The following is a 23,328-nucleotide window of genomic DNA, read 5'->3' as shown; positions in this document are numbered from 1 at the left end:
CCCAGGGAGGAGGAGGGGCGCGCCGTATCCGTGTGACCCTTGCGGGCCGTGTCAGTCGAAATGCGGCGGCACCCAGGGAGGAGGAGAGGATGCCGCCGCTCTTTCATACGACCGCCCCAGGGAGGAGGAGAGGAGCGTCCGTATCTCGGTGGCCTTTTCAGGCCGTTGTAAGATGCGGCGACATCCAGGGAGGAGGAGAGGATGCCGCCGCCAGTTCACAGATGACCCAGGGAGGAGGAGAGGGCCATCTGAACTCTGTGTTCCTTATGCCTGGTCGCGATACGCGACCTCGTATGCCAGTGCGCGGATTTGCGCGCGACAGATGCCCAGATCGGCCAGGTCGCTGTTGTTCAGCGCGGCCAGTTCATTCAACGTCTGCCGATACAGGCGATAGCGTGCGATCCGACCGGCCAAGTCGGCAAACCTGCCGCGGTTGGCGGGGGCGCTGCGTGTCATGTCACTTGCGAAAGCCATCTGGGCGGTCCTTGCGTCTGTCTCGTTCGGCGTTGTCTGCGCCGCTGTTGTTACCCATACTTAGGAAAATGCTGCACCTGCACAATGGTTTCTTGCGCAATGCTGCCATGCAGAAAATGCATAAGCCTTGCTGCCCTATTTTCGCCCCGCGCTGCCCGCAATTTGAGCGCGTTGAAAACACGAAAGGGGCCGGGGGTTGTCAATCTGCGCAAAACCGCCACCTTTGGCGCAAACAGGAGGCACCGGGATGGCATTGACCAAAGAGGCGGTAGAACAGGCGCTGGCACGGTTGAGCCTGCCGGACGGCGGAGACCTTGGTTCGCGCGGCATGGTGCGGGCGCTGACCGTCGATGATGGCGCGGTGCGATTCGTTATCGAGGCCCCGACGCCCGAGGCTGCCCGCGCGATGGAGCCGCTGCGCGTGGCTGCCGAAGAGGCCGTGGCGCGCCTGCCCGGGGTGCAGTCGGTGTCGGTGGCGCTGACCGCGCACGGACCGGCAGGGCCTGCCACGCCCGCTCCCAGCCTGAAGGTGGGCGGACACCCCAAGCCGCAGGCAGGGCCGATGAGGCCGGCGGGGGTGGACCGTATCCTAGTGGTCGGGTCGGGCAAGGGTGGCGTGGGCAAATCCACGGTGTCGTCGAACCTGGCGGTGGCGCTGGCGAAGCAGGGGCGGCGCGTCGGGTTGCTGGATGCCGATATCTATGGCCCCAGCCAGCCGCGCATGATGGGCGTGTCCAAGCGTCCGGCCAGCCCCGATGGCAAGACGATCATCCCGTTGCAGGCCCATGGGGTCACCATGATGTCCATCGGGCTGATGATGGACCCGGCCAAGGCCGTGGTCTGGCGCGGTCCGATGCTGATGGGCGCGTTGCAGCAGATGCTGGGGCAGGTAGAGTGGGGCAAACTGGATGTGCTGATCATCGATCTGCCGCCAGGCACGGGCGATGTGCAACTGACGCTGTGCCAGCGCGCGGCGCTGGATGGGGCCATCGTTGTGTCCACCCCGCAGGATGTGGCGCTGCTGGATGCGCGCAAGGCGATCGACATGTTCCAGACGCTCAAGACGCCGATTCTGGGACTGGTCGAGAACATGTCGACCTACATCTGTCCCAAGTGCGGGCACGAGGCGCAGATATTCGGCCATGGCGGCGTGGCGTCCGAGGCGACGGCCATGGGCGTGCCGCTGTTGGCGCAACTGCCCATCGATCTCGATACGCGACTGGCGGGCGATGCGGGCACGCCGGTCGCCTTGGGCGACAGCCCGGCGGCGCAAGCCTATGCGCAACTGGCGCAAGGGCTGATCGCGGGCGGCACGGCCTGATCCGAACCGTGCAGCAGGGAACAAGCGACCGTCGCGCCCTTGGGCCGATGGTCGTTTGAGTCTGTGGATGCGCCTGCGCGCGGTCTGATCCGCGTCGGATCAGGGCTGGCGTGGGAAAGCATGGTCCGCCTCATGGGAAATCATGGCCCTAGCCCGCAACCCTCGAATCACAGACCGGTGATTCCGTTGTGATTCTTCTGGTTTCTTAAGGAATCCCGCTGCAAAACGTGGGCGGGCTTCCCACGCTTCAAAGTTTCTCGGGAAATTATGGGAGCTTTCTTTGGCAGCGAGCGCACTCAAGATATTGTGGTGACTTTCGAGGATTGGCCCGGATTTGGTGTAGATTCAGCCAAAACTCCCTCAATATCTTGTTTTACACAGGCCCGTCAGACAAGATGCTGTGGGTTTTAGCCTCACTTTCCTGTTGATTTCCATGAATTCCCATGGCATCCCTGTAACCACGATGAGGACGGGAAGACAGAGGGGCACCAAGACCCCCGCAAAACTCCCAAGTCAGGTTTCATACAGGCACCCCGCTCATCGAACAAAGAGATCCGGCGCGCGAGCGAGCAGACATCCCCCCAGGTGGCGCGCGCAGTCGGACACCCCGCGACACGCGGGACGAGGGCGGCGGATTGAGCAGTGGCAGCAGCTCAGTCCGCCGTTTTCATTCCGGGCAAGCGGTTCGCTGCAACATGTGGGGGAGAGAGGATCACCGGGACAGTGGTTCGCAGGTTCAGAGGCGAAAGCCGCCACAAGGTGGACAGCAAGGGGCGGGTATCGATTCCAGCCTCGTTTCGCCGTGTCCTCGAGGCGGGCGACCCGAACCATACTGACGGATTGCTTCCTGAATTCGTGATCGTCTATGGCGACCATCGCCGCAAATACCTTGAATGCTATACCATCCAGGCCATCACCGAGGTCGATGAAAAGATCGCCGCCCTGCCGCGCGGCTCGATGCAGCGCCGGATGCTGGAGCGGCTGTTCAGCGGTCTGTCCGAACCCGCCAAGGTGGACGAGACGGGGCGCATCGTTCTGACATCCAAGCTGCGTCAGAAGATCGGGATCGAGGGCGAGGCGTTCTTCATCGCCGCCGGCGACACCTTTCAGATCTGGAAGCCCGAGACATACGAGGCCGAAGAACTGGCCAAGACAGAGGCCTGGCTGGAAGAGCTGCCCGAGGATTTCGATCCGCTGGTCTTCCTTGACGGGACCGGGACGGAGTAGGCCGATGTCTGCGCCATCATCCCCCGATCCAGCCCCCCACATCCCCGTTCTGCTGCGCCCGCTGTTGCGGGCGGTTGACCCTGTGCAGGGTGTCTGGCTGGACGGCACATTCGGGGCGGGCGGCTATGCCCGCGCCCTGCTGGATGCCGGGGCGGACCGCGTGATCGCGGTGGATCGTGACCCGCTGGCCTTCGACATGGCCGCCGGTTGGGCGGGGCAGTATGGCGACCGCCTGCAGATGGTCGAAGGTGTGTTCTCGCGTCTGGACGCGTATGGCAGCGATCTTGACGGCGTGGTGCTGGATATCGGCGTGTCCTCGATGCAGCTGGATCAGGCCGAGCGTGGCTTTTCCTTCATGAAGGACGGCCCGCTGGATATGCGGATGAGCCAGCAGGGCCAGAGCGCCGCCGATATCGTCAACACCGCCGAAGAGGCGCATCTGGCCGACATCCTGTTTCATTATGGCGAGGAACGCGCCAGCCGCCGGATCGCACGGGCCATCCTGCGCGCAAGGGCCGAGGCGCCGATCACCACCACGCTGCGTCTGGCCGAGATCGTCGAGGGGTGCCTGCCAAGAGCCAAGCCGGGGCAGATCCATCCCGCGACACGCAGCTTTCAGGCGCTGCGCGTGGCGGTGAATGACGAATACGGTGAACTGGTGGCGGGGCTTGAGGCGGCGGAACGCGCGCTGAAACCTGGCGGCAAGCTGGCGGTGGTGACCTTTCATTCGATCGAGGACCGGATCGTGAAGCGGTTTCTGACCGACCGGTCGGGCGGGGGTGGCCGGGCCAACCGTTTCATGCCCGAAATCGAGGAAGCCGCGCCGCAGTTCACCCTGCCGGTGAAAAAGGCCATCGGCCCGGATGACGAGGAACTGGCGGAAAACCCCCGCTCGCGCAGCGCCAAGCTGCGGGTGGGCGTCCGCACGGATGCCGCTCCGAAAGACAGCGACCGCAAGGGGCTGGGGCTGCCGCAATTGAAGGAAGGGCATTGATTTGCGCTCAATTCTGACGCTTCTTACCGCCTGCGCGGTGATCGGTCTGGCCTTCTGGGCCTATCACGAGAATTACAAGACGCAGGAGGCGCTGGCCCAGAGCGAGGCGTTGCAGCGCGACATCGCCAATTCGCGTGCGCGGCTGGCGATGCTGCGCGCGGAATGGGCCTATCTGAACCGGCCCGACCGCCTGCGCGAGCTGGCTGCGCTGAACTATGACCGGCTGGGGCTGCTGCCCTTCGCGCCCGAGCAGTTCGGCCGGGTCGATCAGGTGCCATACCCGCCCGAGGAAGATCTGATGCCGGTGACCGACGCGATCGAGCTGTCATCGACGATGACCACGACGGAGGACAGCGAATGATCCGCACACCGCTGCGCCCGCTGGCCCGCATTCTGGATGCGCGCCAGAAAGGTGAAAACCCCGATGCGATCGAGCGCGAGAACATCCGCCTGCGCCACGAGGACATGCGCGACCGCGCCCGCCGCCGTGCCGAGGGGCGGTTGCTGGTGCTGGGGCTGGCGTTTTTCTGCGCCTTCACCGTGGTGGGCGCGCGGATGGGCCATCTGGCGGCGTCCGAACCCGAGGAACCGCGCGCCGGTGCCGCCGGTGCCGCGATCATCGCGCAGCGCGCCGACATCGTCGATCGCAAGGGCCGGGTGCTGGCGACCAACCTGGAAACCTATTCGCTCTATGCCCAGCCGCCGCAGATGATCGACCCGCTGGGGGCCGCCGAGGCGCTGGCCGAGATCTTTCCCGACCTGGACGCAGAAGACCTGGTCGAGGATTTCACCGGCAAGCGCAAGTTCCTGTGGATCAAGAAGAAACTCAGCCCCGAGCAAAAGCAGGCGGTGCATGACATCGGCGAACCCGGCCTGCTGTTCGGCCCGCGCGAGATGCGGCTGTATCCCAACGGCAGGCTGGCCGCGCATATCATGGGCGGGGCCAGTTTCGGACGCGAGGGCGTGCATGCGGCCGAGGTGATCGGCGTGGCGGGCGTGGAAAAGCAGTTCGACGACCTGTTGCGTGACCCGGCCCGGGGCGGTCAGCCGCTGGAACTGGCGCTGGATCTGTCGGTGCAGGCAGCTGCAGAGCAGGTGCTTTATGGCGGCATGCGGCTGATGAACGCCAAGGGCGCGGCCTCGATCCTGATGGACGTGCACACCGGCGAGGTGATCAGCATCGTCAGCCTGCCCGATTTCGACCCCAACGACCGCCCCCGCCCCCCGACCGAGGGCAACCCCAGCGACAGCCCGCTGTTCAACCGCGCGGTGCAGGGTGTGTACGAGCTGGGATCGACCTTCAAGATTTTCGCCACAGCGCAGGCGATGGACCTTGGGATCGTGAACGAGTCGACCATCATCGACACCAAGGGGCCGCTGCGCTGGGGCAGGTTCCGCATCCGCGATTTTCGCGATTATGGCTCGGAAATGAGCGTGACCAAGGTGATCGTCAAATCCTCGAACATCGGCACAGCACGGATTTCGCAGATGATCGGGGCCGAACGGCAGCAGGCGTTCCTGAAAAGCCTTGGATTCTTCGAGCCGACCCCGCTGGAGATTGTCGAGGCATCGGGCGGGCGGCCGCTTTTGCCGTCCAAATGGTCCGAACTCAGCACGATGACGATTTCCTATGGTCACGGCATGTCGGCGACGCCGCTGCATCTGGCGGCGGGCTATGCCGCGATCGCCAACGGCGGCACCTACGTGGCCCCCACGCTGCTGAAACAGGAGGGGCCGCAATATGGCCCGCGCGTGATGTCCAAGCAGGTCGCCGCCGTCAGCCGCGACATGCTGCGCAAGGTCGTGACCGAAGGCACCGCCAGCTTTGGCGAGGTGCCGGGATATGCGGTGGGCGGCAAGACCGGCACCGCCGACAAGCCAAAGGAGCGGGGGGGCGGCTATTACGAGGACAAGGTGATTGCCACCTTCGCCACGATGTTCCCGGCGCATGATCCGAAATACGTGCTGATCGTCACGCTGGACGAGCCGGTGGAAACCTCGGGCTCGGAACCGCGCCGCACCGCCGGCTGGACAGCCGTGCCCGTCGCCGCCGAGATGATCCGCCGCGTGGCCCCGTTGCTGGGTCTGCGACCATCGATTGAACCGGGCAGGCTGGCTGATATAACGCTGACATCGACGCAATAACACAACCGGACAAGGCGTATGGGCGGGCAGACGAAAACACTGGCAGAGCTGGGGCTGACCGCCGCAGGGGGCCGCGAGGTGGCGGTGACGGGCCTGGCCGTGGACAGCCGCGAGGTCAAGGATGGCTTCCTGTTTGCCGCGATGCCCGGCAGCCGCGTGCACGGGGCCGAGTTCGTGCAATACGCGCTGCGCATGGGCGCGGTTGCGGTGCTGACCGACGCGGATGGCGCGCGCATCGCCGCCGATGTGATTGACGCGCATGATGCCGCCGTGATCGTGGCCGAGGCACCGCGACAGGCGCTGGCCTGTGCGGCCGCCCTGTGGTTCGGCACACAACCCGCGACCATGGTGGCAGTGACGGGCACGAACGGGAAAACCTCGGTCTCGACCTTCACGCGCCAGATCTGGATCGCGCTGGGGCTTGAGGCTGTGAACCTTGGCACCACCGGAATCGAGGGCGCGTATACCGCGCCGCTGGCCCATACCACGCCCGAACCGATCACCCTGCACCGCGCGCTGGCCGCCTGCGCGCAGGCGGGCATCACCCATGCCGCGATGGAGGCGTCCAGCCACGGGCTGGACCAGTGCCGCCTTGACGGCGTGCACCTGCGCGCGGCGGGATTCACGAATTTCACGCAGGACCATCTGGACTATCACCACACGTTCGAGGCGTATTTTGCCGCCAAGGCGGGGCTGTTCGACCGCGTGCTGCCGCCCGATGGCACGGCGGTGATCAACATGGACGATCCCAAGGGGCCCGACATGGCCGGGATCGCGCAAGCGCGCGGTCAGCAGGTGATCCGCGTGGGCAGCCAGCCGGGCATGGACCTGCAGCTTCAGGCGCAGCGATTTGACGCAACCGGGCAGCAGCTCCGCTTTGCCTGGCAGGGCGATGTGCATCTGCTGCGCCTGCCTCTGATTGGCGGGTTCCAGGCCGAGAACGTGGCGATTGCCGCCGGTCTGGTGATCGCCGCCGGGGCCGAACCCGAGGCGGTGTTTCGCGTTCTGCCGCAACTGGATACCGTGCCCGGGCGCATGCAACTGGCCGCCACGCGCGACAATGGCGCGGCGGTGTTCGTCGATTACGCGCATACCCCCGATGCGGTGGCCACGGCCATCCGCGCGCTGCGCCCGCATGTGATGGGGCGTCTGGTGGCCATCGTCGGCGCGGGCGGTGACCGTGACACGGCCAAACGCCCGCTGATGGGGCGCGCGGCGGCAGAGCACGCCGACCAGGTGATCGTCACCGACGACAACCCCCGCAGCGAAGACCCCGCCACCATCCGCGCCGCCTTGATGGCAGGCGTGATCGACGCGGGCGGGGTGGGTTTCGTCACCGAAGTGGGCGACCGGGCCGAGGCGATACTGCGCGGGGTCGATGCCCTGCAACCGGGCGATGCGCTGCTGATCTGCGGCAAGGGGCATGAAACCGGGCAGATCGTGGGCGACACGACCTATCCGTTCAACGATGCCGAGCAGGCCAGCGTGGCGGTGGCCGCCCTGGACGGGCGGATGGCATGACCCTGTGGACATCGGAACAGGCCGCCGAGGCCACGGGCGGGCAAGTGACCCGCGACTGGCAGGCCACGGGCGTGTCCATCGACACCCGCACGATCCGGCCCGGTGATCTGTTCGTGGCCTTGCAGGCGGCGCGCGACGGGCATGAGTTCGTGGCACAGGCGCTTGCGTCCGGGGCGGCGGCGGCGCTGGTGTCGCGTGTCCCCGAAGGCGTGGCGGCTGATGCGCCGCTGCTGATCGTGCCGGATGTGCTGCGCGGGCTGGAGGATCTGGGCCGCGCCGCGCGCGACCGCACGGATGCGCGGGTGGTGGCGGTGACCGGCTCGGTCGGAAAGACCTCAACCAAGGAGATGCTGCGCGTGGTGCTGTCGGGGCAGGGGCGCACCCATGCCGCCGAGGCGAGTTACAACAACCACTGGGGCGTGCCGCTGACGCTGGCGCGGATGCCCGTTGACACGCAGTTCGCCGTGATCGAGATCGGCATGAATGCCCCGGGCGAGATCGCGCCGCTGTCGCGCATGGCCCGGCCGCATGTAGCGATGATCACCACCGTGGCCCCCGCGCATCTGGAAGCCTTTGACAGCATCGAAGATATCGCACGCGAAAAGGCCAGCATCCTTGACGGGCTGGAACCGGGCGGGGTGGCGGTGCTGAACGGCGATATCGCGACGACACAGATCCTGCAGGACCGCGCGCGGGCCATTGGCGCGCGGGTTCTGACCTTTGGCGAGGCGCGCCGCAATCACCATCGCGCCACCGACATCCGGCTGATCGACACCACCACGGTAGTGCATGGCCGGGCCTGGCGGCAGAAGGTGCTGTTCAAGGTGATGGCGGCGGGGCGGCATTTCGCGGTGAACGGCATGGGCGTGCTGGGTGTGATCAGCGCGCTGAAGCTGGACCGGGGGATGGCGACCAACGACTTGGGCCGCTGGCACCCCCCGGCGGGGCGCGGTGCGCGCGAGGCGATCCGCATGGACCTGGTGGACGAGGATCAGGTGTTCGAACTGATCGACGACGCGTTCAACGCCAACCCCACCTCGATGGTGGCGGCGCTCGAGGTTCTGGCCGCCGCGCGCACCGATGACGGGGTTGGCCGCGTCGCGCGGGGACGGCGCACCGCGATTCTGGGCGATATGCTGGAGCTTGGCGCGGACGAGGTGGCGATGCATGCCGATCTGGCCGATCTGGGCTGGATGCAGGAAATCGACAAGGTGCATTGCGTGGGGCCGTTGATGCGTCACCTGCACGAGGCCCTGCCCGACGAGCGCCGCGGCATCTGGGTCGCGAAGGCGCAGGACATGGTGGCGCGCGCGGCGCGCCTGGTGGATGCCGGCGATGTCGTGCTGGTCAAGGGCTCAAAGGGCAGCCGCGTGTCTCTGGTGGTTGACGCGCTGCGCAAACTGGGCCATGCCGCGCGATCATCTGACAGAGGGACCGTGTAGATGCTGTATTGGTTGACCGAGCTTTCGGACGGTGGCGATTTTTTCAACCTGTTTCGCTATATCACCTTCCGCTCGGGGGGCGCGTTCCTGACCGCGCTGCTGTTCGGCTTCCTGTTCGGCAGGCCGCTGATCAACGTGCTGCGCAAGCGGCAGGGCAAGGGCCAGCCGATCCGCACCGACGGCCCCGAGGGGCATTTCGCCAAGGCGGGCACGCCCACCATGGGCGGGCTGCTGATCGTGGGGGCGCTGCTGAGCTCGACCCTGCTCTGGGCGCGGCTGGACAATGCGTTCATCTGGATGATCCTTTTCGTGACGGTGAGTTACGGGCTGATCGGCTTTGCCGACGATTATGCCAAGGTGGCCAAGCAGAACTCGAAGGGTGTGTCGGGCAAGGTGCGGCTGGGGCTGGGCTTTGCCATCGGAGGCATCGCCGCGTTCTGGGCGGCGCAGTACCATCCCGATGAGTTGACCAACCAGCTGGCCTTTCCGGTGTTCAAGGAAACCCTGCTGTACTTGGGCGTGCTGTTCGTGCCGTTCTCGATGATCGTGATCGTGGGGGCCGCCAATGCGGTGAACCTGACCGACGGTCTGGACGGGCTGGCGATCATGCCGGTGATGATCGCCTCGGGCACCTTCGGCGTGATCGCCTATGCCGTCGGACGGGTCGATTTTACCGAGTATCTGGACGTCCACTACGTGCCGGGCACGGGTGAAATTCTTGTTTTCGTGGCAGGGCTTATCGGCGGCGGACTGGGATTCCTGTGGTACAATGCACCACCCGCCGCAGTGTTCATGGGCGACACCGGATCGCTTGCCCTTGGCGGTGCGCTCGGGGCGATCGCGGTGGCGACCAAGCACGAAATCGTGCTGGCCATCGTGGGCGGTCTGTTCGTGGTCGAGGCGCTGTCGGTGATCATCCAGGTCGCCTATTTCAAGCGCACCGGCAAGCGGGTGTTCCTGATGGCCCCGATCCATCACCATTATGAGAAAAAGGGCTGGTCGGAGCCGCAGATCGTGATCCGGTTCTGGATCATTGCGCTGATCCTGGCGATGATCGGCCTGGCCACCCTGAAGGTGCGCTGAGGCGCGGAACCGCGATGCACGCGCCATGCACATCGCATGCACATTCCATGCGCAGGGCGATTGATCCGCTTGGCGCGACCTGAATGGGCGCGGCGGTGCCGCGCGCCGGACATCTCGGTCCCGGCCTTGCGGCCGGAGCCTCGGGGGTGGGGGGCGCTGCCCCCGTCGCGCCGGTGGCGCGACTCCCCCGGAGTTTACCTGGCAAGATGAAGCTTGGGCTGGTCAAACCGGGATGTGTCAATTAGCGTTGACACATCTGCGAGGGGGAGGCCGTGCCATGTTTGATGCATCCAAGGGACTGACCGCGCCGCCGCTGACCGGCGCGCCGCGCACCGGGCTGTGCACCGATTGCGGGGTGTCGCGCATGGGCGATGGCAAGGCCTGTGGCAGGGCCTGCCAGTTCATCCAGCCCGATTACGAGGGGTTGGAGGCCCGGGTGCATGGCCGGGCAGGCGGGGCGACCGGGGACGAGGCGTTTTTCGGCGTCACGCAAAGGATGCTGCGCGCGCGGCTGGACCCGCCAGCACCCGGTGCGCAATGGACCGGGCTGACCACGGCGCTGGCGGCGCAATTGCTGCGCACGGGCGCGGTGGATGCGGTGCTGGCCACGGCGCCCGACCCGGCCGATCGCTGGGCCCCGCGCCCGGTGATCGTGACCGACCCCGAGGCCATGGCGGAGTGTCGTGGCATGCGCATGGGGTTCGGGCCGCTGCTGGCGCTGCTGGAGCCTGCGATTGCCGCCGGTCACAAGCGGCTGGCCGTGGTGGGCATCCCCTGTCAGGTCTATGCCCTGCGCGCGCTGGAGGCGGAGCTGGGGCTGGAGCGTCTGTACGTGATCGGTACGCCCTGTTCGGACAACACCACCACGGCGCGGTTTCACGAGTTCCTGGCCCTGCTGGACGACCGGCCCGAGACGGTGAGTTATCTGGAGTTCCGGGCGGATTTCCGCGTCGAGCTGCGGTTTGACGACGGGCGAAAGCCGCGGTTCGTGCCGTTCCTGAAGCTGCCGATTTCCGACCTGCCGGCCGACTTCTTTCCGATGACCTGCAAGACCTGCGTGGACTATACCAACCGGCTGGCGGATATCACCGTGGGCTATATGGGCGGTGACGGCGATCAATGGCTGATCGTGCGCAATGCGCGCGGGGCCGAAATGCTGGCGGCGCTGGGGGATCGGGTGGCCACGCGCGCGCTGAGCGACAAGGGCAAGCGCGAGGCGGCGGTCAAGGGCTTTCTGGCCAATACCGAACGCGCGGCGGGCGGGCTGCCGCTGCGCCGGATGCCGAACTGGGTGCGGCCGATCGTGGCCTGGTTGCAGCCGCGCATCGGGCCACGCGGGCTGGAATTTGCCCGCGCGCGGGTCGAGATGAAGGCGGTCGAGACCATTTTGCACCTGCGTCGTGGCCATCCTGCACGGGTCAAGAACATGGTGCCTGCGCATGTCTGGCGGGTCGCGGCGCGCTATGGTCTGTTGCCGGGTCCGGAGGAGCGGCGGTAGGGGGCGCTGCCCCCTCTGACGGCTGCGCCGTCATTCACCCCCGGAGTTTACCTGGCAAGATGAAGGGGCTTTCGCCTGCGCAGCCTTTGCGGTAGCGATCCTGCCAGCAACGTGTGGAGGCGCGCATGATCCCGGTTCAGGGTTTCGAGCATCAGGCGGTGGCGGTTCTGGGTCTGGGGCGATCCGGCCTGTCGGCGGCGCATGCGCTCCGCGCAGGCGGGGCCACGCCGGTCGGCTGGGATGACAACCCGCGGGCGCGGGAGCGGGCGCTGGACGAGGGGATCGAGATCCGCGACCTGACCCGGGCGGGGGCGTTTGATGACGTGACCTGTCTGGTGGTCAGCCCCGGTATCCCGCATCTGTACCCCGGGCCCAACCCGGTGGTCGCTGCCGCATGGGCGGCGGGCGTGCCGGTGGACAACGATATCGGGCTGTTCTTCCGCTCCTTCGCGGCGGGGTTTGACGCCTATGACAGCCCGCCCCGGGTGATCGCGGTGACCGGGTCGAACGGGAAATCCACCACCGCCGCGCTGATCCATCATCTGCTGCACGAGGCCGGGCGCGACAGCGAGCTGGCGGGCAATATCGGGCGCGGCGTGCTGGATATCGAGATGCCGGGCGAGGGCGGCGCGGTGGTGCTGGAGCTGTCGAGCTATCAGACCGATCTGGCGCGGGCGCTGACGCCGGACATTGCCGTGTTCACCAACCTGACGCCGGATCATCTGGACCGGCACGGCGGCATGGGGGGCTATTTCGCGGCCAAGCGGCGGCTGTTTGCCGAAGGCGGGCCGGACCGGGCCATCATCGGCGTGGACGAGATCGAGGGGCAGTACCTGGCCAACCAGATCGCCATGGGGCCGGGGGATGACCGGCTGATCCGTGTCAGCGCCGCCCGCAAGCTGGTTGGTCCCGGCTGGCAGGTCTATGCGCGCAAGGGGTTTCTGACCGAGTGGCGCAAGGGCCGGCAGGTGGCCAGCATCGATTTGCGCGGCGTGGCGGGCCTGCCGGGGGCGCATAACCACCAGAACGCCTGCGCGGCCTATGCGGTGCTGCGCGCGATGGGGGTGGCGCCCAAGGTGATCGAGCAGGGTTTGCACAGCTATCCCGGTCTGCCGCATCGCAGCCAGCGCGTGGCCGAGGCGGGTGGCGTGGCCTATGTGAACGACAGCAAGGCCACGAATGTGGACAGCGCGCTGAAGGCGTTGCTGGCGTTCGAGCGGGTCCGCTGGATCTGCGGCGGGCTGGAGAAGGAGGGCGGGCTGGACGGGCTGGCCCCGGGGCTGGGCCATGTGGTCAAGGCCTATGTCATCGGGCGCGAGGCGGCGGGGTTTGCGATGCAACTGCCCGGGGTCGAGGCCGAGGTCTGCACCACCATGGCGCAGGCGGTGGCGGCGGCGATGGCCGAGGCGGAGCCGGGGGATGTGGTGTTGCTGGCCCCGGCGGCGGCGAGTTTCGACCAGTATGACAATTTCGAGCAGCGCGGCGAGGATTTCATCGCCTGCGTGATGGCCGGTTTGCGGGACGGGTGAGCAGGGAGACGACGATGCTGAAGGACGCCGATCAGGGTTTTGTCGATCATCTGCGTGGGATGCTGCCGGAAAGGGCGCTGCGCGCGCCCGAGCCGCGCCATCTGGAAGAGCCGCGCGGGCGATGGTCTGGGCAGGCGGCGGTGGTCGTGGCCCCGGGATCGGTCGAGGAGGTCTCGGCTGTGCTGCGCGTCTGCAACGATGCACGCGTCGGCGTGGTGCCCTATGGCGGGGGCACCGGGCTGGTGGGCGGGCAGGTCGCGGGCGAGGGCCCTGTGCCGGTCCTGCTGTCGCTGGAGCGGATGGCGGCGGTGCGCGCGACATACCCGCAGGAGAACGTGATCGAGGTCGAGGCGGGGGCGATCCTGCAGGATGTGCATGATGCTGCCGAGGCGGTCGAGCGGCTGTATCCGCTGTCGATCGCGTCCAAGGGCTCGGCCCGGATCGGCGGGCTGCTGGCGACCAATGCGGGCGGGGTCAACGTGCTGCGCTATGGCAATGCGCGCGATCTGTGCCTGGGGCTGGAGGTGGTGCTGGCCGATGGCCGTGTCTGGAACGGGCTGAGCCGGCTGCGCAAGGACAACACCGGCTATGACCTGCGCAACCTGATGATCGGGTCCGAGGGCACCCTGGGCGTGATCACGGCGGCCAGTCTGAAGCTGGCCCCGCGCCCGGCGGGCGAGGGCACGGCGCTGATGGTCGTTGACAGCCCGGCGGATGCGCTGGCGCTGCTGGCGCTGGCGCGCGACCGGATGGGCGAGGGCGTCAGCGCGTTCGAGCTGATGCACCGCATGGGGCTGGACTTTCTGGCCGACAAGCTGCCCGATATCCGGCTGCCCTTCGAAACCGCGCCCGAGTGGTTCGTGCTGATCGACGTCGGGCTGGCGGCGGGGCTGGACCCGGCTGGCGCTCTGGAGGCGCTGTTTGCCGAAAGCTTCGAGGCCGGGTTGGTCAGCGACGGGATCATCGCGCAGAACGAGGCACAGCGGCATGCGTTCTGGGAGGTGCGCGAGCAGATCCCCGAGGCGAACCGGCGTGTGGGCTCGGTTTCAAGCCACGATATCAGCCTGCCCATGGGCGCGGTGGCGGATTTCATCGACCGCGCCGGGCCTGCGCTGGCGCGGCTGGGCGAGTTCAGGATCAACTGTTTCGGGCATCTGGGCGACGGCAACCTGCATTACAATGTGTTCCCGCCTGCGGGCCGCGACAAGACCGAGTTTCACAACCTGCGCGACGGGATCAAGACCTGCGTGCATGATCTGGTGCATGACATGGGTGGCTCGGTCAGCGCCGAGCATGGCATCGGGCGGCTGAAGGTCGGTGATCTGGAGCGGTATGGCGATCCGGTCAAGCTGGCAACGATGCGGGCGATCAAGGATGTGCTGGACCCCAACGGCATCCTGAACCCCGGCGCGGTTCTGCGGCATATATAACAACGGTATTACCGCGATTACCGAATGACAGGCCCTTTGGGCTGTGCTAATGCCGCGTCATGGATACTGATGACCTTGCCACCTGCCTTGCCGCGCTGGGGCAGCCGACCCGGCTGGCCGCGTTCCGCCATCTGGTGCGGGCGGGCGACAGCGGCCTTGCGGTGGGCGCGCTTGGCACGCGGCTGGGGCTGGTGCCGTCAACCATGACGCACCATCTGGCCGCGCTGATCAAGGCCGGGCTGGTGGTGCAGGAGCGGCAGGGCACGCGGCTGATCTGCCGGGCGGATTTTGCGCGCGCGCAGGCCGTCAGCGGGGCATTGCTGGCGGAATGCTGTGCCGACGAGGGGCGCGGCTGATGTGGGCGGTTCTGGCGCTGGGGGTGACGCAGATCCTGGGATACGGCGCGCTGTACTATGCCTTTCCCATCCTTGTGCCGCATGTGGCGGCCACGTTTGAGCAGCCTGAAACGGTGCTGTATGTTGTGTTTTCGGTCGGGCTGCTGCTGGGCGGGTTTACCGCGCCGGTGCTGGGCCGGGCGATGGACCGCTTCGGCGCGCCGCGCGTGATGGTCTGGGGCAGCGCGGCGGTGGCGCTGGCGCTGATCGGCGTGGCGCTGGCCCCGGTGTTCTGGCTGTGGGCGGGCGCTGTGCTGCTGATCGAGGCGATTTCGGTCGCCGTTCTGTATGACGCGGCCTTTGCGGCCCTGGTGCGATTGCGCGGACCGGGGGCGCGGCGCGACATCACGCGGCTGACGCTGATTGCAGGGTTCGCCTCGACGCTGTTCTGGCCGCTGACCACCGCGCTGGTGGACCTGTGGGGCTGGCGTGGGGCCTATGCGGCCTTTGCGGTGCTGCATGGCGGGATCGCGCTGCCGCTGCATCTGTGGCTGGCGCGGGTGCCGCCCGAGGTCGAGGATGCGACCGCGCCGAAACCGCGCGCGCCCGAGTTTCCGCCGCTGCCGCCTGCGCTGCGTCAGCCTGCGTTCATCGCCGTCGCCGCCAGTTTCGCGCTGAGCGGGGCGCTGATCGCGGGGTTCGGCGTGCATATGGTGCCGATCCTGACGGCGGTGGGGCTGGGCACGCAGGCGGTGGCGGTGGGCATGCTGGTGGGGCCGGCACAGGTGTCGATCCGCCTGATCGACGCGCTGTTCTGGCGCGGGTTGCACCCGGTCAGCGTGGCGCTGGTGTCGGGGCTGGCGCTGCCGGTGGCGGTGCTGGGCCTGCTGGCGGGGCTGCCGGTGCTGGTGGCCGGGGCCGGGTTTGCCATGCTGTTCGGTGTCGGGCAGGGGCTGGCCAGCATCGTGCGCGGGTCGGTGCCGCTGGCGCTGTTCGGGTCGGTGGGATACGGCGCGCGGCTGGGCAATCTGGCGCTGTTGCGCACGCTGGCCAGCGCGGGCGCACCGGCGGGCATGGCCGCGCTGATCGCCGTGCTGGGCGTGCAGGGGGCGCTGTGGGCGGCGCTGTGGCTGGGGCTGGTGGCGGTGCTGCCGCTGATCTGGCTGCGGCTGGTGATGGCGCGGGCCGGGGTGCTGGCGCCAGTGCTATAGACCCTCGAACGCACAGAGCGCGTGCACGTCCATGCCCATGTCCTCAAGCCGTTGACGCCCGCCCAGATCGGGCAGGTCGATGACAAAGGCGCAGCCCACGATCTCGCCGCCCAGACGCTCGACCAGCTTGATGCCAGCCTGTGCCGTGCCGCCGGTGGCCAGCAGGTCATCGACCAGCAGCACGGTTTCGCCGGGGGCGATGGCGTCGTCATGCACCTCGACCACGGCCTCGCCGTATTCGAGGGTATAGTGCTCCGAGATCACCGCGCCGGGCAGCTTGCCCTTCTTGCGCACGGGCACGAAACCGCAGCCCAGCTGGTGCGCCACGGCACCGCCAAGGATGAAGCCGCGCGCCTCGAGCCCCACGACCTTGTCGATGCGACGGCCGGTGAAGGGGTGCAGCATCTGGTCCACCGCCATGCGAAACCCGCGCGGATCGGCGAACAGGGTGGTGACATCGCGAAACAATATCCCCTCGTGCGGGAAATCGACGATGGTGCGGATATAGTCGCGGACGGTTTTCTGCGTGGTCATGGGCCTGCCCCGGCTGTTGCGCCTGATGGTGTGGCGCATTGCCGGAACAGGTGCAAGGGTGATCAGCCGCGCAGCGACAGCAGGCGCATCAGCCGGTGCAAAAGCGAGGGCCGCCGGGTGCGATGACGTCTGGATCGGCGCGACAGCAGAATGGATTTAGCAGTAAGGGGAGTCATTTTGTCATTCCCTTCAGAAGAACTGCGAACTAGGGTTGCATCGCAAACGCATATCCAATGTATATACATAAAATATGCAAAAATCAAGTGGATCGTGATGTGAGCAAGAAACACGGCGAGAAGAAGGGCGAGGGCAAGTCCGGCAACAAGGACAGCCAGTTGATCCTGCGGCTGGACAAGGACGAGCGCGACGCCTTTGTCGCGCTGTGCAAGGAGATGGACACCTCGGCGGCGCGCGAAATCCGCGGGTTCATCCGCCAGTTCCTCAAGACGAACAGCTAGGGCTCAGGTTGCGCGGCGCAGGCTGGCGGTCATCACGCCCATGGCGATCAGGGCCACGCCGCCGCCCCGTGTCAGCCCGGTGATCACGCTGGGGCGGCCGATCATGCGGCGCAGCCGGTCGGCAAGGGCGGCATAGGCCAGCGCGTTCAGCGCGGCCAGACCCACGAAGGTGGCGATCAGGATGCCGAACTGCGGGGACAGCGGGGCCGCGCCATCGACGAACTGCGGCACGAAGGCGATGAAGAACGCGATGGACTTGGGGTTGAGCGTGGTCACCGTCACGGCATGGCGGAACACCCGTCGTGCGGGCACGGGGGCGGCGTCGGGCAGGGAGGCATCGGTCGCAGGCGCGCTGCGCAGCAATTGCCAACCCATCCAGACCAGATAGGCCGCGCCGACCCATTTCAGCACGGTGAACAGCGTCGCACTTGCCATCACCAGCGCGCCAAGGCCCGCCAGAGACGCGCTCATCGCCAGCAGGTCACCAAGGGCCACGCCCGCCGCGCAGGACAGGGCGACCCTGCGGCCCTGGCTGAGCGCATAGCTGAGCACCATCAGCACGGTGGGGCCGGGGATCAGCAGCAGCGCCGTCGAGGCCGCAACGAAGGTCAGCCAGAGCTCAAGCGTCATGGGTGTCTTTCTTGGTTCGGGTCACAGAACCCGGCCCGCCACGGCGTCCAGCCGCGCGATCAGGTCGGGGTCGCGTTTATCCGGGGCGGTGATCAGGGCGGTGTCCAGCGCGCGGTCGCAGCCCTGCGGGCAGGGCGTCTTTTGGCGGTTCAGCAGGGCGGGCAGATGGGCAATGGTGCGGCGCGCGGTGTCGGCATTGCCGGTCAGGGTGCGGACGATATCGGCCACCTGCACGGCGTCGTGGTCGGGGTGCCAGCAGTCATAGTCGGTGACCATGGCGACCGAGGCATAGCAAAGTTCGGCCTCGCGGGCCAGTTTTGCCTCGGGCATATTGGTCATGCCGATCACGTCGGCCCCCCAGTGGTCGCGGTACATGTTCGATTCGGCCAGGGTCGAGAATTGCGGCCCCTCCATCGCCAGATAGGTGCCGCCGCGATGCACGGTGGCACCGGCCTGCGTTGCGGCCTGCGCCACGCTGTCGGTCAGGGGGCCGCAGGTGGGATGCGCCATGCTGACATGGGCGACGCAGCCGGGGCCAAAGAACGACCTGGCGCGCGCGACCGTGCGGTCGATGAACTGATCCACCATCACGAAATCGCCCGGCGCCATCTCCTCGCGGAACGAGCCGCAGGCCGACATGCTGATCACATCGGTCACTCCCAGACGCTTGAGCGCGTCGATATTGGCGCGGTAGGGCACGGATGACGGATCCAGCACATGGCCGCGCCCGTGGCGGGGCAGAAAGGCCAGTTTCAGCCCCTCAAGCGTGCCGGTCAGGATCGCGTCCGAGGGGGCCCCCCAGGGGGTGTCGACGCTGACCCAGTCGGTGTTTTCCAGCCCGTCGATCTCGTACAGGCCAGAGCCGCCGATGATGGCGATGAAGCGGTCTGTCATGGCGGTCTTGTCCTTTGATCTGGGTGGGATGGGGCGTCGGGCGCATATTCGGTGCGCGGCCTGCCGGGTGCAAGGGGTTATGGCGCGCAGGCGGCCAGCACGGCGGGGCTGCCGTGCTGGATGACCTGCATATGCCGGGCGATGTGATCGGCAGGCCAGTGCCACCAGGCCAGCCGCTGCATCAGCGCGGTGTCGGCATCGGAAAAGCGCCGGCGCAGGACGCGGGCGGGGTTGCCTGCGACCACGGTATAGGCGGGCACGGTGCCGCCCACCACTGCCCCGGCCCCCACGATCACGCCATTGCCGATGCGCGCGCCGGGCAGCACGATGGCATCCATCCCCAGCCAGACATCATGGCCCACTTCCGTGTCGCGCATGTCGGGCTGGGGGACGGTGCTGTTGGCAAGGTCGAACACCTCGAACGGAAAGGTAGAAGGCCCCTGATGCGCGTGATTGGCCGAGGCGGTGATGAACCGCACCCCATGGGCGATCTGGCAGAACCGCCCGATCCGCAGCGTTTCCTGCGAGAATGGGTAGAGATAGGGCGCCAGCCGCGCGGCCCAGCCCTGCGGCGTCTCGGGGGCTGAGTGGCTGGAGGCGTAGCTATAGGCGCCGACGGTGAAATTCGGCTGGTCGATGACATTGGCCAGAAACACCGTGCCGGTGTGGGCGGTGCCGTCGGGCAGGATGATCGGATGGATCGTGTCGGGATCGGGCAGGCGCGGCATGGGCGCGGTCCTTTCGCTGAAAACCGGGGATTATGCGTGCGGTCAGCGGTGGGACGTCATCGGCCTGCTCCTGTTGATGGGCGAAAGGTAGGGGGTTTTCGCAATCGGTGCNCCGGGGGGCCAGCCCCCCGGACCCCCCGGGATATTTGTAGAGAGAGGAAACATGAAAGGGGGACGCGGCCCGCGCGCACCTCAGGGCTCAGTCGTCGGGGCGTTGCAGGGAAAAGACGTCGGTGATCACCGAGTAGTCGCGATAGCCCAGCCGCGTGAGGGGTTGGAAGCTTGTGACGTCGAACAACCCGTCTTTCAGGCAGTCATCGCGCATGTAGATGCCCGTGACTTCGCCCAGCACCATGAAATTGGCGGCACCGCGCAGCGGGATGATGTCGACCAGCGTGCATTCCAGCGCGGCGGGCACGCCGTCGACGCGGGCGCAGGGAATGGTCTCGCAGGGCACGCGGGCCAGGCCGGCGTGGTCGAACTCGGAGTGATCCGCAGGGATCGTGGCGCTGGAGGCGTTCATCGCGTCGCGCATCGCGTATTCCACGATGTTGACGCAGAACACGCCGGTGTCGCGGATGTTGGTCACGCTGTCCTTGGTGCCGGGGCGGTCGGGCTTGGCCCCGGTGGACGAGAACATCACCTGCGGCGGCACATAGGCGGTGGCGTTGAAGAAGGAATAGGGGGCAAGGTTGTCGATCCCGTCGGTGCCGCGCGTCGAGATCCAGCCGATGGGCCGGGGTGTGACGATGGCGTTGAACGGGTTGTGCGGCAGGCCGTGGCCGTTCTTTGGCTCGAAAAACATGGATGTCCCCTTGATCGTTGCAGTGATCGTTCCAGCAGGTGTGTCGGTTTGTGCCAGACCTAACGCCATGCTAGGGGGCTTGCCAGCGGTTTACGGGGGATGGCGCGGTGTATCAACTGGCGCAGGAGCGGGCGGACGACTGGTGGGAGGTCGAGGGCCTTTATGATCTGTGCTTTGCGCCCGGGCGCGAGGCGCTGTCGAGCTACCGTCTGCGCGATGGCGTGCCGCCCGTGGCCGGGCTGTCGCTGGTGGCGCGCGATGGCGATGGCGTGCTGGGCGGCGCGATCCGGTTCTGGCCGGTGGATGTGGGCGGTCGGCGTGCGCTGTTGCTGGGGCCGGTGGCGGTACATCCCACCCGGCAGGGCGAGGGGCTGGGCGGTCTGCTGATCCGCGACAGCCTGGCGCGGGCGGTGGCGCAGGGCTGGGACCGGGTGATGCTGGTGGGCGATGCGCCCTATTACAGCCGTTTCGGATTTGCGCGACTTGAAGGTGTCGAGATGCCGCCGCCTACCAACCCCGACCGGGTGCTGGGCCGGGCGCTGCGCGATGGCGCGTGGGATGGGGTAAAGGGGCAGGTGACACGCCCTGCCTGATCGTGTCTGCTTGAACCGGGGCACGCGGCTGCCAATCTATAGGGGGTGGTCAAGGAGCAGCCCATGGATATCGAGACGACCGAACTGACACCGATTGATCTGGACACCGAGCTGGACGCGCTGGCGCGGCGCTATTCCGAGGCGGGCGGCGTGGGCATTCAAGTGCTCAACATGATCGGTGGGCGGGCCGAAGGGCTGCTGGACCGGCTGCCCAGATCCGTGCGCAACAACCTGGATGGCGCGACCGAGGCCGCGCTGCGGGCGGCGATGCGCGCGGCGCAATCGTCGCGCGGGATGGTGGGGGATCAACCCGGGTGGCTGAACACGGCCGTCACCACCGCGATGGGGGCGGCGGGCGGATTTGGCGGTCTGCCCTCGGCCATGGCCGAGTTGCCTGTGACCACCACGGTGCTGCTGCGCGCGATACAGGGCGTGGCGGCCGAGCATGGGTTTGATCCGGCCGAGGCCAACGTGCAGTTCGACTGCATCACCGTGCTGGCCAGTGCCGGGCCGCTGGAGGCGGATGACGGCAGCGATCTTGCCTTTGTCGCCACGCGGCTGACCCTGACCGGGGCCACGCTGAACGGGTTGATCGCCCGGGTCGCCCCGCGTCTGGCGACGGTGCTGGGGCAGAAGCTGGCCGCGCAGACCGTGCCGGTTCTGGGGGCCGTGGCGGGGGCGGCCACGAATTACGCCTATACCAGCTACTATCAGGAGATGGCCCATGTGCATTTCCGCCTGCGCCGTCTGGCGATCGAGGCGGACCGCCCGCAGGCCGAACTGCTGGAGGAGTTGCGCACCCGTGTGACGCCACGGTTGGCGCGGGTCTGATCCTCTTGCCAGACGGGGCGCGCCCGCGCACTCTGGCCGTCGAGGAGGAGTGCGCATGTCTGACGCCCCGGTATTCGAGATCGACCCGCCCGCGTTCTGGCGCGATCCCTATCCCGATCTGAAACGGATGCGGGCATCCGCGCCCGTGGCTTTCGTGCCGCAGCTTGGGGCCACGCTGATCACCCGGCGTGATGCGATTTTCGAGAATGAAAAGCGGGTCGAGGTGTTCTCCTCCAGCCAGCCCGAGGGGCTGATGACCCTGCTGATGGGCGAGAACATGATGCGCAAGGATGGCGATGCGCATATGGCCGAGCGGCGGGCGATCTTTCCCACGGTGTCGCCCAGGACGGTGCGCGATGTCTGGAAGGCGCAGTTTCAGGCCGGGGCGGCGCGGGCGCTGGACCGGCTGGCGGGGCATGCGCAGGCCGATCTGGTCAGGGATTACGCGATGGAGGTCAGCGCCGAGGCATTGAAGGCGATGACCGGCCTGACCAACATGGCATGGCCCGAAATGGACCGGGTGAGCCAGGGCATGATCGACGGCTGCGCCAATTACGCGGGCGATCCAGAGGTCGAGGCGCGCTGTCACGAGTGCACCGCGTCGATCGACCGGCATATCACGGACCGGATGGCCACGCTGGCGGATGCGCCGGACCAGTCGCTGATCTCGGTGCAGATGCAGGCGGGTTTGCCGCAGGCGCAGATGCGCGCCAATGTGAAACTGGCAATTTCCGGCGGCCAGAACGAGCCGCGCGATGCCATTGCGGGCGCGGCCTGGGCGTTGCTGGCGCATCCCGAGTGGCTGGAGGCGGTGCGGGCAGGTGACATCACATGGTTACAGGTCTTCGAGGAATACGCCCGCTGGATCAGCCCCATCGGCATGTCGCCGCGCCGGATCGCGCGCGATCACGATCTGGACGGCGTGTGGCTGCAGGCCGGTGACCGGCTGTTTTTCATGTTCGGCTCGGGCAACCGGGACGAGGCGGTGTTTGCCCGGCCCGATGTGTTCGATCCAACGCAGGACTGTTCGGCGGCGATATCATTCGGGGCGGGGCCGCATTTCTGCGCCGGGGCCTGGGCGTCGCGCTGCCTGATCGCCGAGGTGGCGCTGCCGATGCTGTTCGAACGGTTCCCCAAGCTGGCACTGGCAGGCGAGGCCCTGTTCGGCGGCTGGGCCTTTCGCGGGCCGCTGTCGGTGCCAGTGCGGCTGGGGTAGGGGCACCTGGAACAGTATTCCGCTCTGCAGGACCGAGCCTCTAACCATCTGACCGGAGACGAGAAATTACCTTCCCAAAGTCAATCATCAGGATAATACCTATTGTTGACGCCAGCAGAAAAACCCAACCGGCCAAACCCATGATCTTGCCTGTTGAAAAGATGTTTGCACCGCCGAAGACAACAAGGGCCAAAATGCCCAATTCACCGTATCTATTCACGTTGAGATTTGCCATTGCGATGACTAGAAGTGTCAGGATGAAGGTGGGGCCAGAAGTCAACCCAGCATGCCAACTTGCCCCATGTAGCCCCATCTTTGTGAACACAGAAGTTAAATAGATAATAAGCACTAGTCACCTGAATCTGAAGTTCCTGCCAGTGTTTTCTGGCAGAACCTTTTGACGGAGGCGAGGATTTCGTCGGCGGACTT

Annotated in this window: 24 protein-coding genes; 17 read left to right on the top strand and 7 right to left on the bottom strand. The window is 66.9% G+C overall.

Translation table 11 applies throughout. The features are described from left to right. Nucleotides 1–264 precede the first annotated feature (264 nt). Complete coding sequence (locus ACFTOW_RS02450) at nt 265–474, bottom strand: DUF1127 domain-containing protein (RefSeq protein WP_379912717.1); 210 nt, start codon at nt 472–474, stop codon at nt 265–267. 247 nt (nt 475–721) lie between these two features. Between ACFTOW_RS02450 and ACFTOW_RS02445 the strand changes: the two genes are divergently transcribed. The 13 genes from ACFTOW_RS02445 to ACFTOW_RS02385 all read left to right on the top strand — a co-directional run bounded on the left by ACFTOW_RS02445 (nt 722) and on the right by ACFTOW_RS02385 (nt 16,210). Beyond that, entirely contained in the window at nt 722–1,795 is a 1,074-nt protein-coding gene (locus ACFTOW_RS02445) for an Mrp/NBP35 family ATP-binding protein (protein ID WP_379912715.1), read from the top strand. A gap of 723 nt (nt 1,796–2,518) precedes the next feature. Then, nucleotides 2,519–3,022 carry a division/cell wall cluster transcriptional repressor MraZ gene (mraZ, locus tag ACFTOW_RS02440; RefSeq protein WP_379912713.1) on the top strand — a complete coding sequence of 168 codons (504 nt, stop codon included), beginning with the start codon at nt 2,519–2,521 and terminating at the stop codon, nt 3,020–3,022. A gap of 4 nt (nt 3,023–3,026) precedes the next feature. Further along, nucleotides 3,027–4,016 (top strand): 16S rRNA (cytosine(1402)-N(4))-methyltransferase RsmH, encoded by a 990-nt coding sequence (gene rsmH, locus ACFTOW_RS02435; protein WP_379912711.1) that lies wholly within the window; start codon nt 3,027–3,029, stop codon nt 4,014–4,016. Between the two features lies 1 nt (nt 4,017). After that, nucleotides 4,018–4,377: a cell division protein FtsL gene (ftsL, locus tag ACFTOW_RS02430; RefSeq protein WP_379912709.1), complete on the top strand. Its 360-nt coding sequence runs from the start codon at nt 4,018–4,020 to the stop codon at nt 4,375–4,377. Then, the gene (locus tag ACFTOW_RS02425; protein WP_379912707.1) at nt 4,374–6,161 is read left to right on the top strand and encodes a peptidoglycan D,D-transpeptidase FtsI family protein; all 1,788 of its coding nucleotides are present in this window, start codon (nt 4,374–4,376) and stop codon (nt 6,159–6,161) included. The genes ftsL and ACFTOW_RS02425 overlap by 4 nt, the downstream gene beginning before the upstream one ends. Nucleotides 6,162–6,179: 18 nt before the next feature. After that, nucleotides 6,180–7,682, top strand: a complete 1,503-nt coding sequence (locus tag ACFTOW_RS02420; protein WP_379912705.1) for a UDP-N-acetylmuramoyl-L-alanyl-D-glutamate--2,6-diaminopimelate ligase — start codon at nt 6,180–6,182, stop codon at nt 7,680–7,682. Then, nucleotides 7,679–9,124, top strand: coding sequence for a UDP-N-acetylmuramoyl-tripeptide--D-alanyl-D-alanine ligase (locus ACFTOW_RS02415; RefSeq protein WP_379912703.1), 1,446 nt, complete (start codon nt 7,679–7,681; stop codon nt 9,122–9,124). Before ACFTOW_RS02420 ends, ACFTOW_RS02415 begins: the two co-directional genes overlap by 4 nt. Further along, complete coding sequence (gene mraY / locus ACFTOW_RS02410; RefSeq protein ID WP_379912701.1) at nt 9,125–10,207, top strand: phospho-N-acetylmuramoyl-pentapeptide-transferase; 1,083 nt, start codon at nt 9,125–9,127, stop codon at nt 10,205–10,207. It abuts the gene before it with no gap. Nucleotides 10,208–10,484: 277 nt separating this feature from the next. Next, on the top strand, nt 10,485–11,705 hold the full coding sequence (locus ACFTOW_RS02405; RefSeq protein WP_379912699.1) for a Coenzyme F420 hydrogenase/dehydrogenase, beta subunit C-terminal domain: 1,221 nt from the start codon (nt 10,485–10,487) through the stop codon (nt 11,703–11,705). 125 nt (nt 11,706–11,830) lie between these two features. Continuing rightward, nucleotides 11,831–13,234 (top strand): UDP-N-acetylmuramoyl-L-alanine--D-glutamate ligase, encoded by a 1,404-nt coding sequence (gene murD, locus ACFTOW_RS02400; protein ID WP_379912696.1) that lies wholly within the window; start codon nt 11,831–11,833, stop codon nt 13,232–13,234. 14 nt (nt 13,235–13,248) lie between these two features. Then, complete coding sequence (locus tag ACFTOW_RS02395) at nt 13,249–14,664, top strand: FAD-binding oxidoreductase (protein WP_379912694.1); 1,416 nt, start codon at nt 13,249–13,251, stop codon at nt 14,662–14,664. 59 nt (nt 14,665–14,723) lie between these two features. Then, a complete protein-coding gene (locus ACFTOW_RS02390) occupies nt 14,724–15,020 on the top strand; it encodes an ArsR/SmtB family transcription factor (protein ID WP_379912692.1) in 297 nt (98 codons plus the stop codon). Next, on the top strand, nt 14,993–16,210 hold the full coding sequence (locus tag ACFTOW_RS02385) for an MFS transporter (protein WP_379912690.1): 1,218 nt from the start codon (nt 14,993–14,995) through the stop codon (nt 16,208–16,210). The genes ACFTOW_RS02390 and ACFTOW_RS02385 overlap by 28 nt, the downstream gene beginning before the upstream one ends. Here ACFTOW_RS02385 and ACFTOW_RS02380 read toward each other — a convergent pair. Next, the gene (locus tag ACFTOW_RS02380) at nt 16,205–16,744 is read right to left on the bottom strand and encodes an adenine phosphoribosyltransferase (protein ID WP_379912688.1); all 540 of its coding nucleotides are present in this window, start codon (nt 16,742–16,744) and stop codon (nt 16,205–16,207) included. The genes ACFTOW_RS02385 and ACFTOW_RS02380 overlap by 6 nt on opposite strands. 275 nt (nt 16,745–17,019) lie before the next feature. Between ACFTOW_RS02380 and ACFTOW_RS02375 the strand changes: the two genes are divergently transcribed. After that, entirely contained in the window at nt 17,020–17,202 is a 183-nt protein-coding gene (locus ACFTOW_RS02375) for a hypothetical protein (RefSeq protein ID WP_379912686.1), read from the top strand. A gap of 3 nt (nt 17,203–17,205) precedes the next feature. Here the strand turns inward: ACFTOW_RS02375 and ACFTOW_RS02370 are convergent, their stop codons facing one another. The 4 genes from ACFTOW_RS02370 to ACFTOW_RS02355 all read right to left on the bottom strand — a co-directional run bounded on the left by ACFTOW_RS02370 (nt 17,206) and on the right by ACFTOW_RS02355 (nt 20,259). Further along, nucleotides 17,206–17,832 (bottom strand): LysE family translocator, encoded by a 627-nt coding sequence (locus tag ACFTOW_RS02370; RefSeq protein ID WP_379912684.1) that lies wholly within the window; start codon nt 17,830–17,832, stop codon nt 17,206–17,208. 21 nt (nt 17,833–17,853) lie between these two features. Next, entirely contained in the window at nt 17,854–18,726 is an 873-nt protein-coding gene (locus ACFTOW_RS02365) for an S-methyl-5'-thioadenosine phosphorylase (protein ID WP_379912682.1), read from the bottom strand. A 77-nt stretch (nt 18,727–18,803) separates the two neighbouring features. Continuing rightward, complete coding sequence (locus ACFTOW_RS02360; protein WP_379912680.1) at nt 18,804–19,454, bottom strand: CatB-related O-acetyltransferase; 651 nt, start codon at nt 19,452–19,454, stop codon at nt 18,804–18,806. A gap of 199 nt (nt 19,455–19,653) precedes the next feature. Beyond that, on the bottom strand, nt 19,654–20,259 hold the full coding sequence (locus ACFTOW_RS02355; protein ID WP_379912678.1) for a flavin reductase family protein: 606 nt from the start codon (nt 20,257–20,259) through the stop codon (nt 19,654–19,656). Between the two features lie 107 nt (nt 20,260–20,366). On the opposite strand from ACFTOW_RS02355, the gene ACFTOW_RS02350 reads away from it, so the two are divergent. The 3 genes from ACFTOW_RS02350 (at nt 20,367) to ACFTOW_RS02340 (ending at nt 22,899) form a co-directional block, all read left to right on the top strand. After that, the gene (locus tag ACFTOW_RS02350; RefSeq protein ID WP_379912676.1) at nt 20,367–20,852 is read left to right on the top strand and encodes a GNAT family N-acetyltransferase; all 486 of its coding nucleotides are present in this window, start codon (nt 20,367–20,369) and stop codon (nt 20,850–20,852) included. Between the two features lie 63 nt (nt 20,853–20,915). Beyond that, nucleotides 20,916–21,683 carry an EcsC family protein gene (locus ACFTOW_RS02345; protein WP_379912674.1) on the top strand — a complete coding sequence of 256 codons (768 nt, stop codon included), beginning with the start codon at nt 20,916–20,918 and terminating at the stop codon, nt 21,681–21,683. A gap of 55 nt (nt 21,684–21,738) precedes the next feature. Next, complete coding sequence (locus ACFTOW_RS02340) at nt 21,739–22,899, top strand: cytochrome P450 (protein ID WP_379912672.1); 1,161 nt, start codon at nt 21,739–21,741, stop codon at nt 22,897–22,899. 40 nt (nt 22,900–22,939) lie between these two features. Here ACFTOW_RS02340 and ACFTOW_RS02335 read toward each other — a convergent pair whose 3' ends face one another. Continuing rightward, nucleotides 22,940–23,134, bottom strand: coding sequence for a hypothetical protein (locus ACFTOW_RS02335; RefSeq protein ID WP_379912670.1), 195 nt, complete (start codon nt 23,132–23,134; stop codon nt 22,940–22,942). Nucleotides 23,135–23,328 lie beyond the last annotated feature (194 nt).

Source organism: Lacimonas salitolerans, assembly GCF_042677865.1.
Classification (GTDB): Bacteria; Pseudomonadota; Alphaproteobacteria; order Rhodobacterales; family Rhodobacteraceae; genus Lutimaribacter; species Lutimaribacter salitolerans.
This window is presented reverse-complemented; position numbering and strand designations above follow the sequence as displayed.

Coding starts and splice junctions, on each gene's coding strand:
- ACFTOW_RS02420 (WP_379912705.1), top strand. CDS start 6,180: ATGGGCGGGCAGACGAAAACACTGGCAGAGCTGGGGCTGACCGCCGCA.
- ACFTOW_RS02390 (WP_379912692.1), top strand. CDS start 14,724: ATGGATACTGATGACCTTGCCACCTGCCTTGCCGCGCTGGGGCAGCCG.
- ACFTOW_RS02340 (WP_379912672.1), top strand. CDS start 21,739: ATGTCTGACGCCCCGGTATTCGAGATCGACCCGCCCGCGTTCTGGCGC.
- ACFTOW_RS02335 (WP_379912670.1), bottom strand. CDS start 23,134: ATGGCAAATCTCAACGTGAATAGATACGGTGAATTGGGCATTTTGGCC.
- mraY (WP_379912701.1), top strand. CDS start 9,125: ATGCTGTATTGGTTGACCGAGCTTTCGGACGGTGGCGATTTTTTCAAC.
- ACFTOW_RS02360 (WP_379912680.1), bottom strand. CDS start 19,454: ATGCCGCGCCTGCCCGATCCCGACACGATCCATCCGATCATCCTGCCC.
- ACFTOW_RS02345 (WP_379912674.1), top strand. CDS start 20,916: ATGGATATCGAGACGACCGAACTGACACCGATTGATCTGGACACCGAG.
- ACFTOW_RS02355 (WP_379912678.1), bottom strand. CDS start 20,259: ATGTTTTTCGAGCCAAAGAACGGCCACGGCCTGCCGCACAACCCGTTC.
- ACFTOW_RS02370 (WP_379912684.1), bottom strand. CDS start 17,832: ATGACGCTTGAGCTCTGGCTGACCTTCGTTGCGGCCTCGACGGCGCTG.
- ACFTOW_RS02450 (WP_379912717.1), bottom strand. CDS start 474: ATGGCTTTCGCAAGTGACATGACACGCAGCGCCCCCGCCAACCGCGGC.
- ACFTOW_RS02415 (WP_379912703.1), top strand. CDS start 7,679: ATGACCCTGTGGACATCGGAACAGGCCGCCGAGGCCACGGGCGGGCAA.
- ACFTOW_RS02385 (WP_379912690.1), top strand. CDS start 14,993: ATGCTGTGCCGACGAGGGGCGCGGCTGATGTGGGCGGTTCTGGCGCTG.
- ACFTOW_RS02425 (WP_379912707.1), top strand. CDS start 4,374: ATGATCCGCACACCGCTGCGCCCGCTGGCCCGCATTCTGGATGCGCGC.
- ACFTOW_RS02445 (WP_379912715.1), top strand. CDS start 722: ATGGCATTGACCAAAGAGGCGGTAGAACAGGCGCTGGCACGGTTGAGC.
- ACFTOW_RS02380 (WP_379912688.1), bottom strand. CDS start 16,744: ATGACCACGCAGAAAACCGTCCGCGACTATATCCGCACCATCGTCGAT.
- ACFTOW_RS02365 (WP_379912682.1), bottom strand. CDS start 18,726: ATGACAGACCGCTTCATCGCCATCATCGGCGGCTCTGGCCTGTACGAG.
- murD (WP_379912696.1), top strand. CDS start 11,831: ATGATCCCGGTTCAGGGTTTCGAGCATCAGGCGGTGGCGGTTCTGGGT.
- ACFTOW_RS02395 (WP_379912694.1), top strand. CDS start 13,249: ATGCTGAAGGACGCCGATCAGGGTTTTGTCGATCATCTGCGTGGGATG.
- rsmH (WP_379912711.1), top strand. CDS start 3,027: ATGTCTGCGCCATCATCCCCCGATCCAGCCCCCCACATCCCCGTTCTG.
- ACFTOW_RS02405 (WP_379912699.1), top strand. CDS start 10,485: ATGTTTGATGCATCCAAGGGACTGACCGCGCCGCCGCTGACCGGCGCG.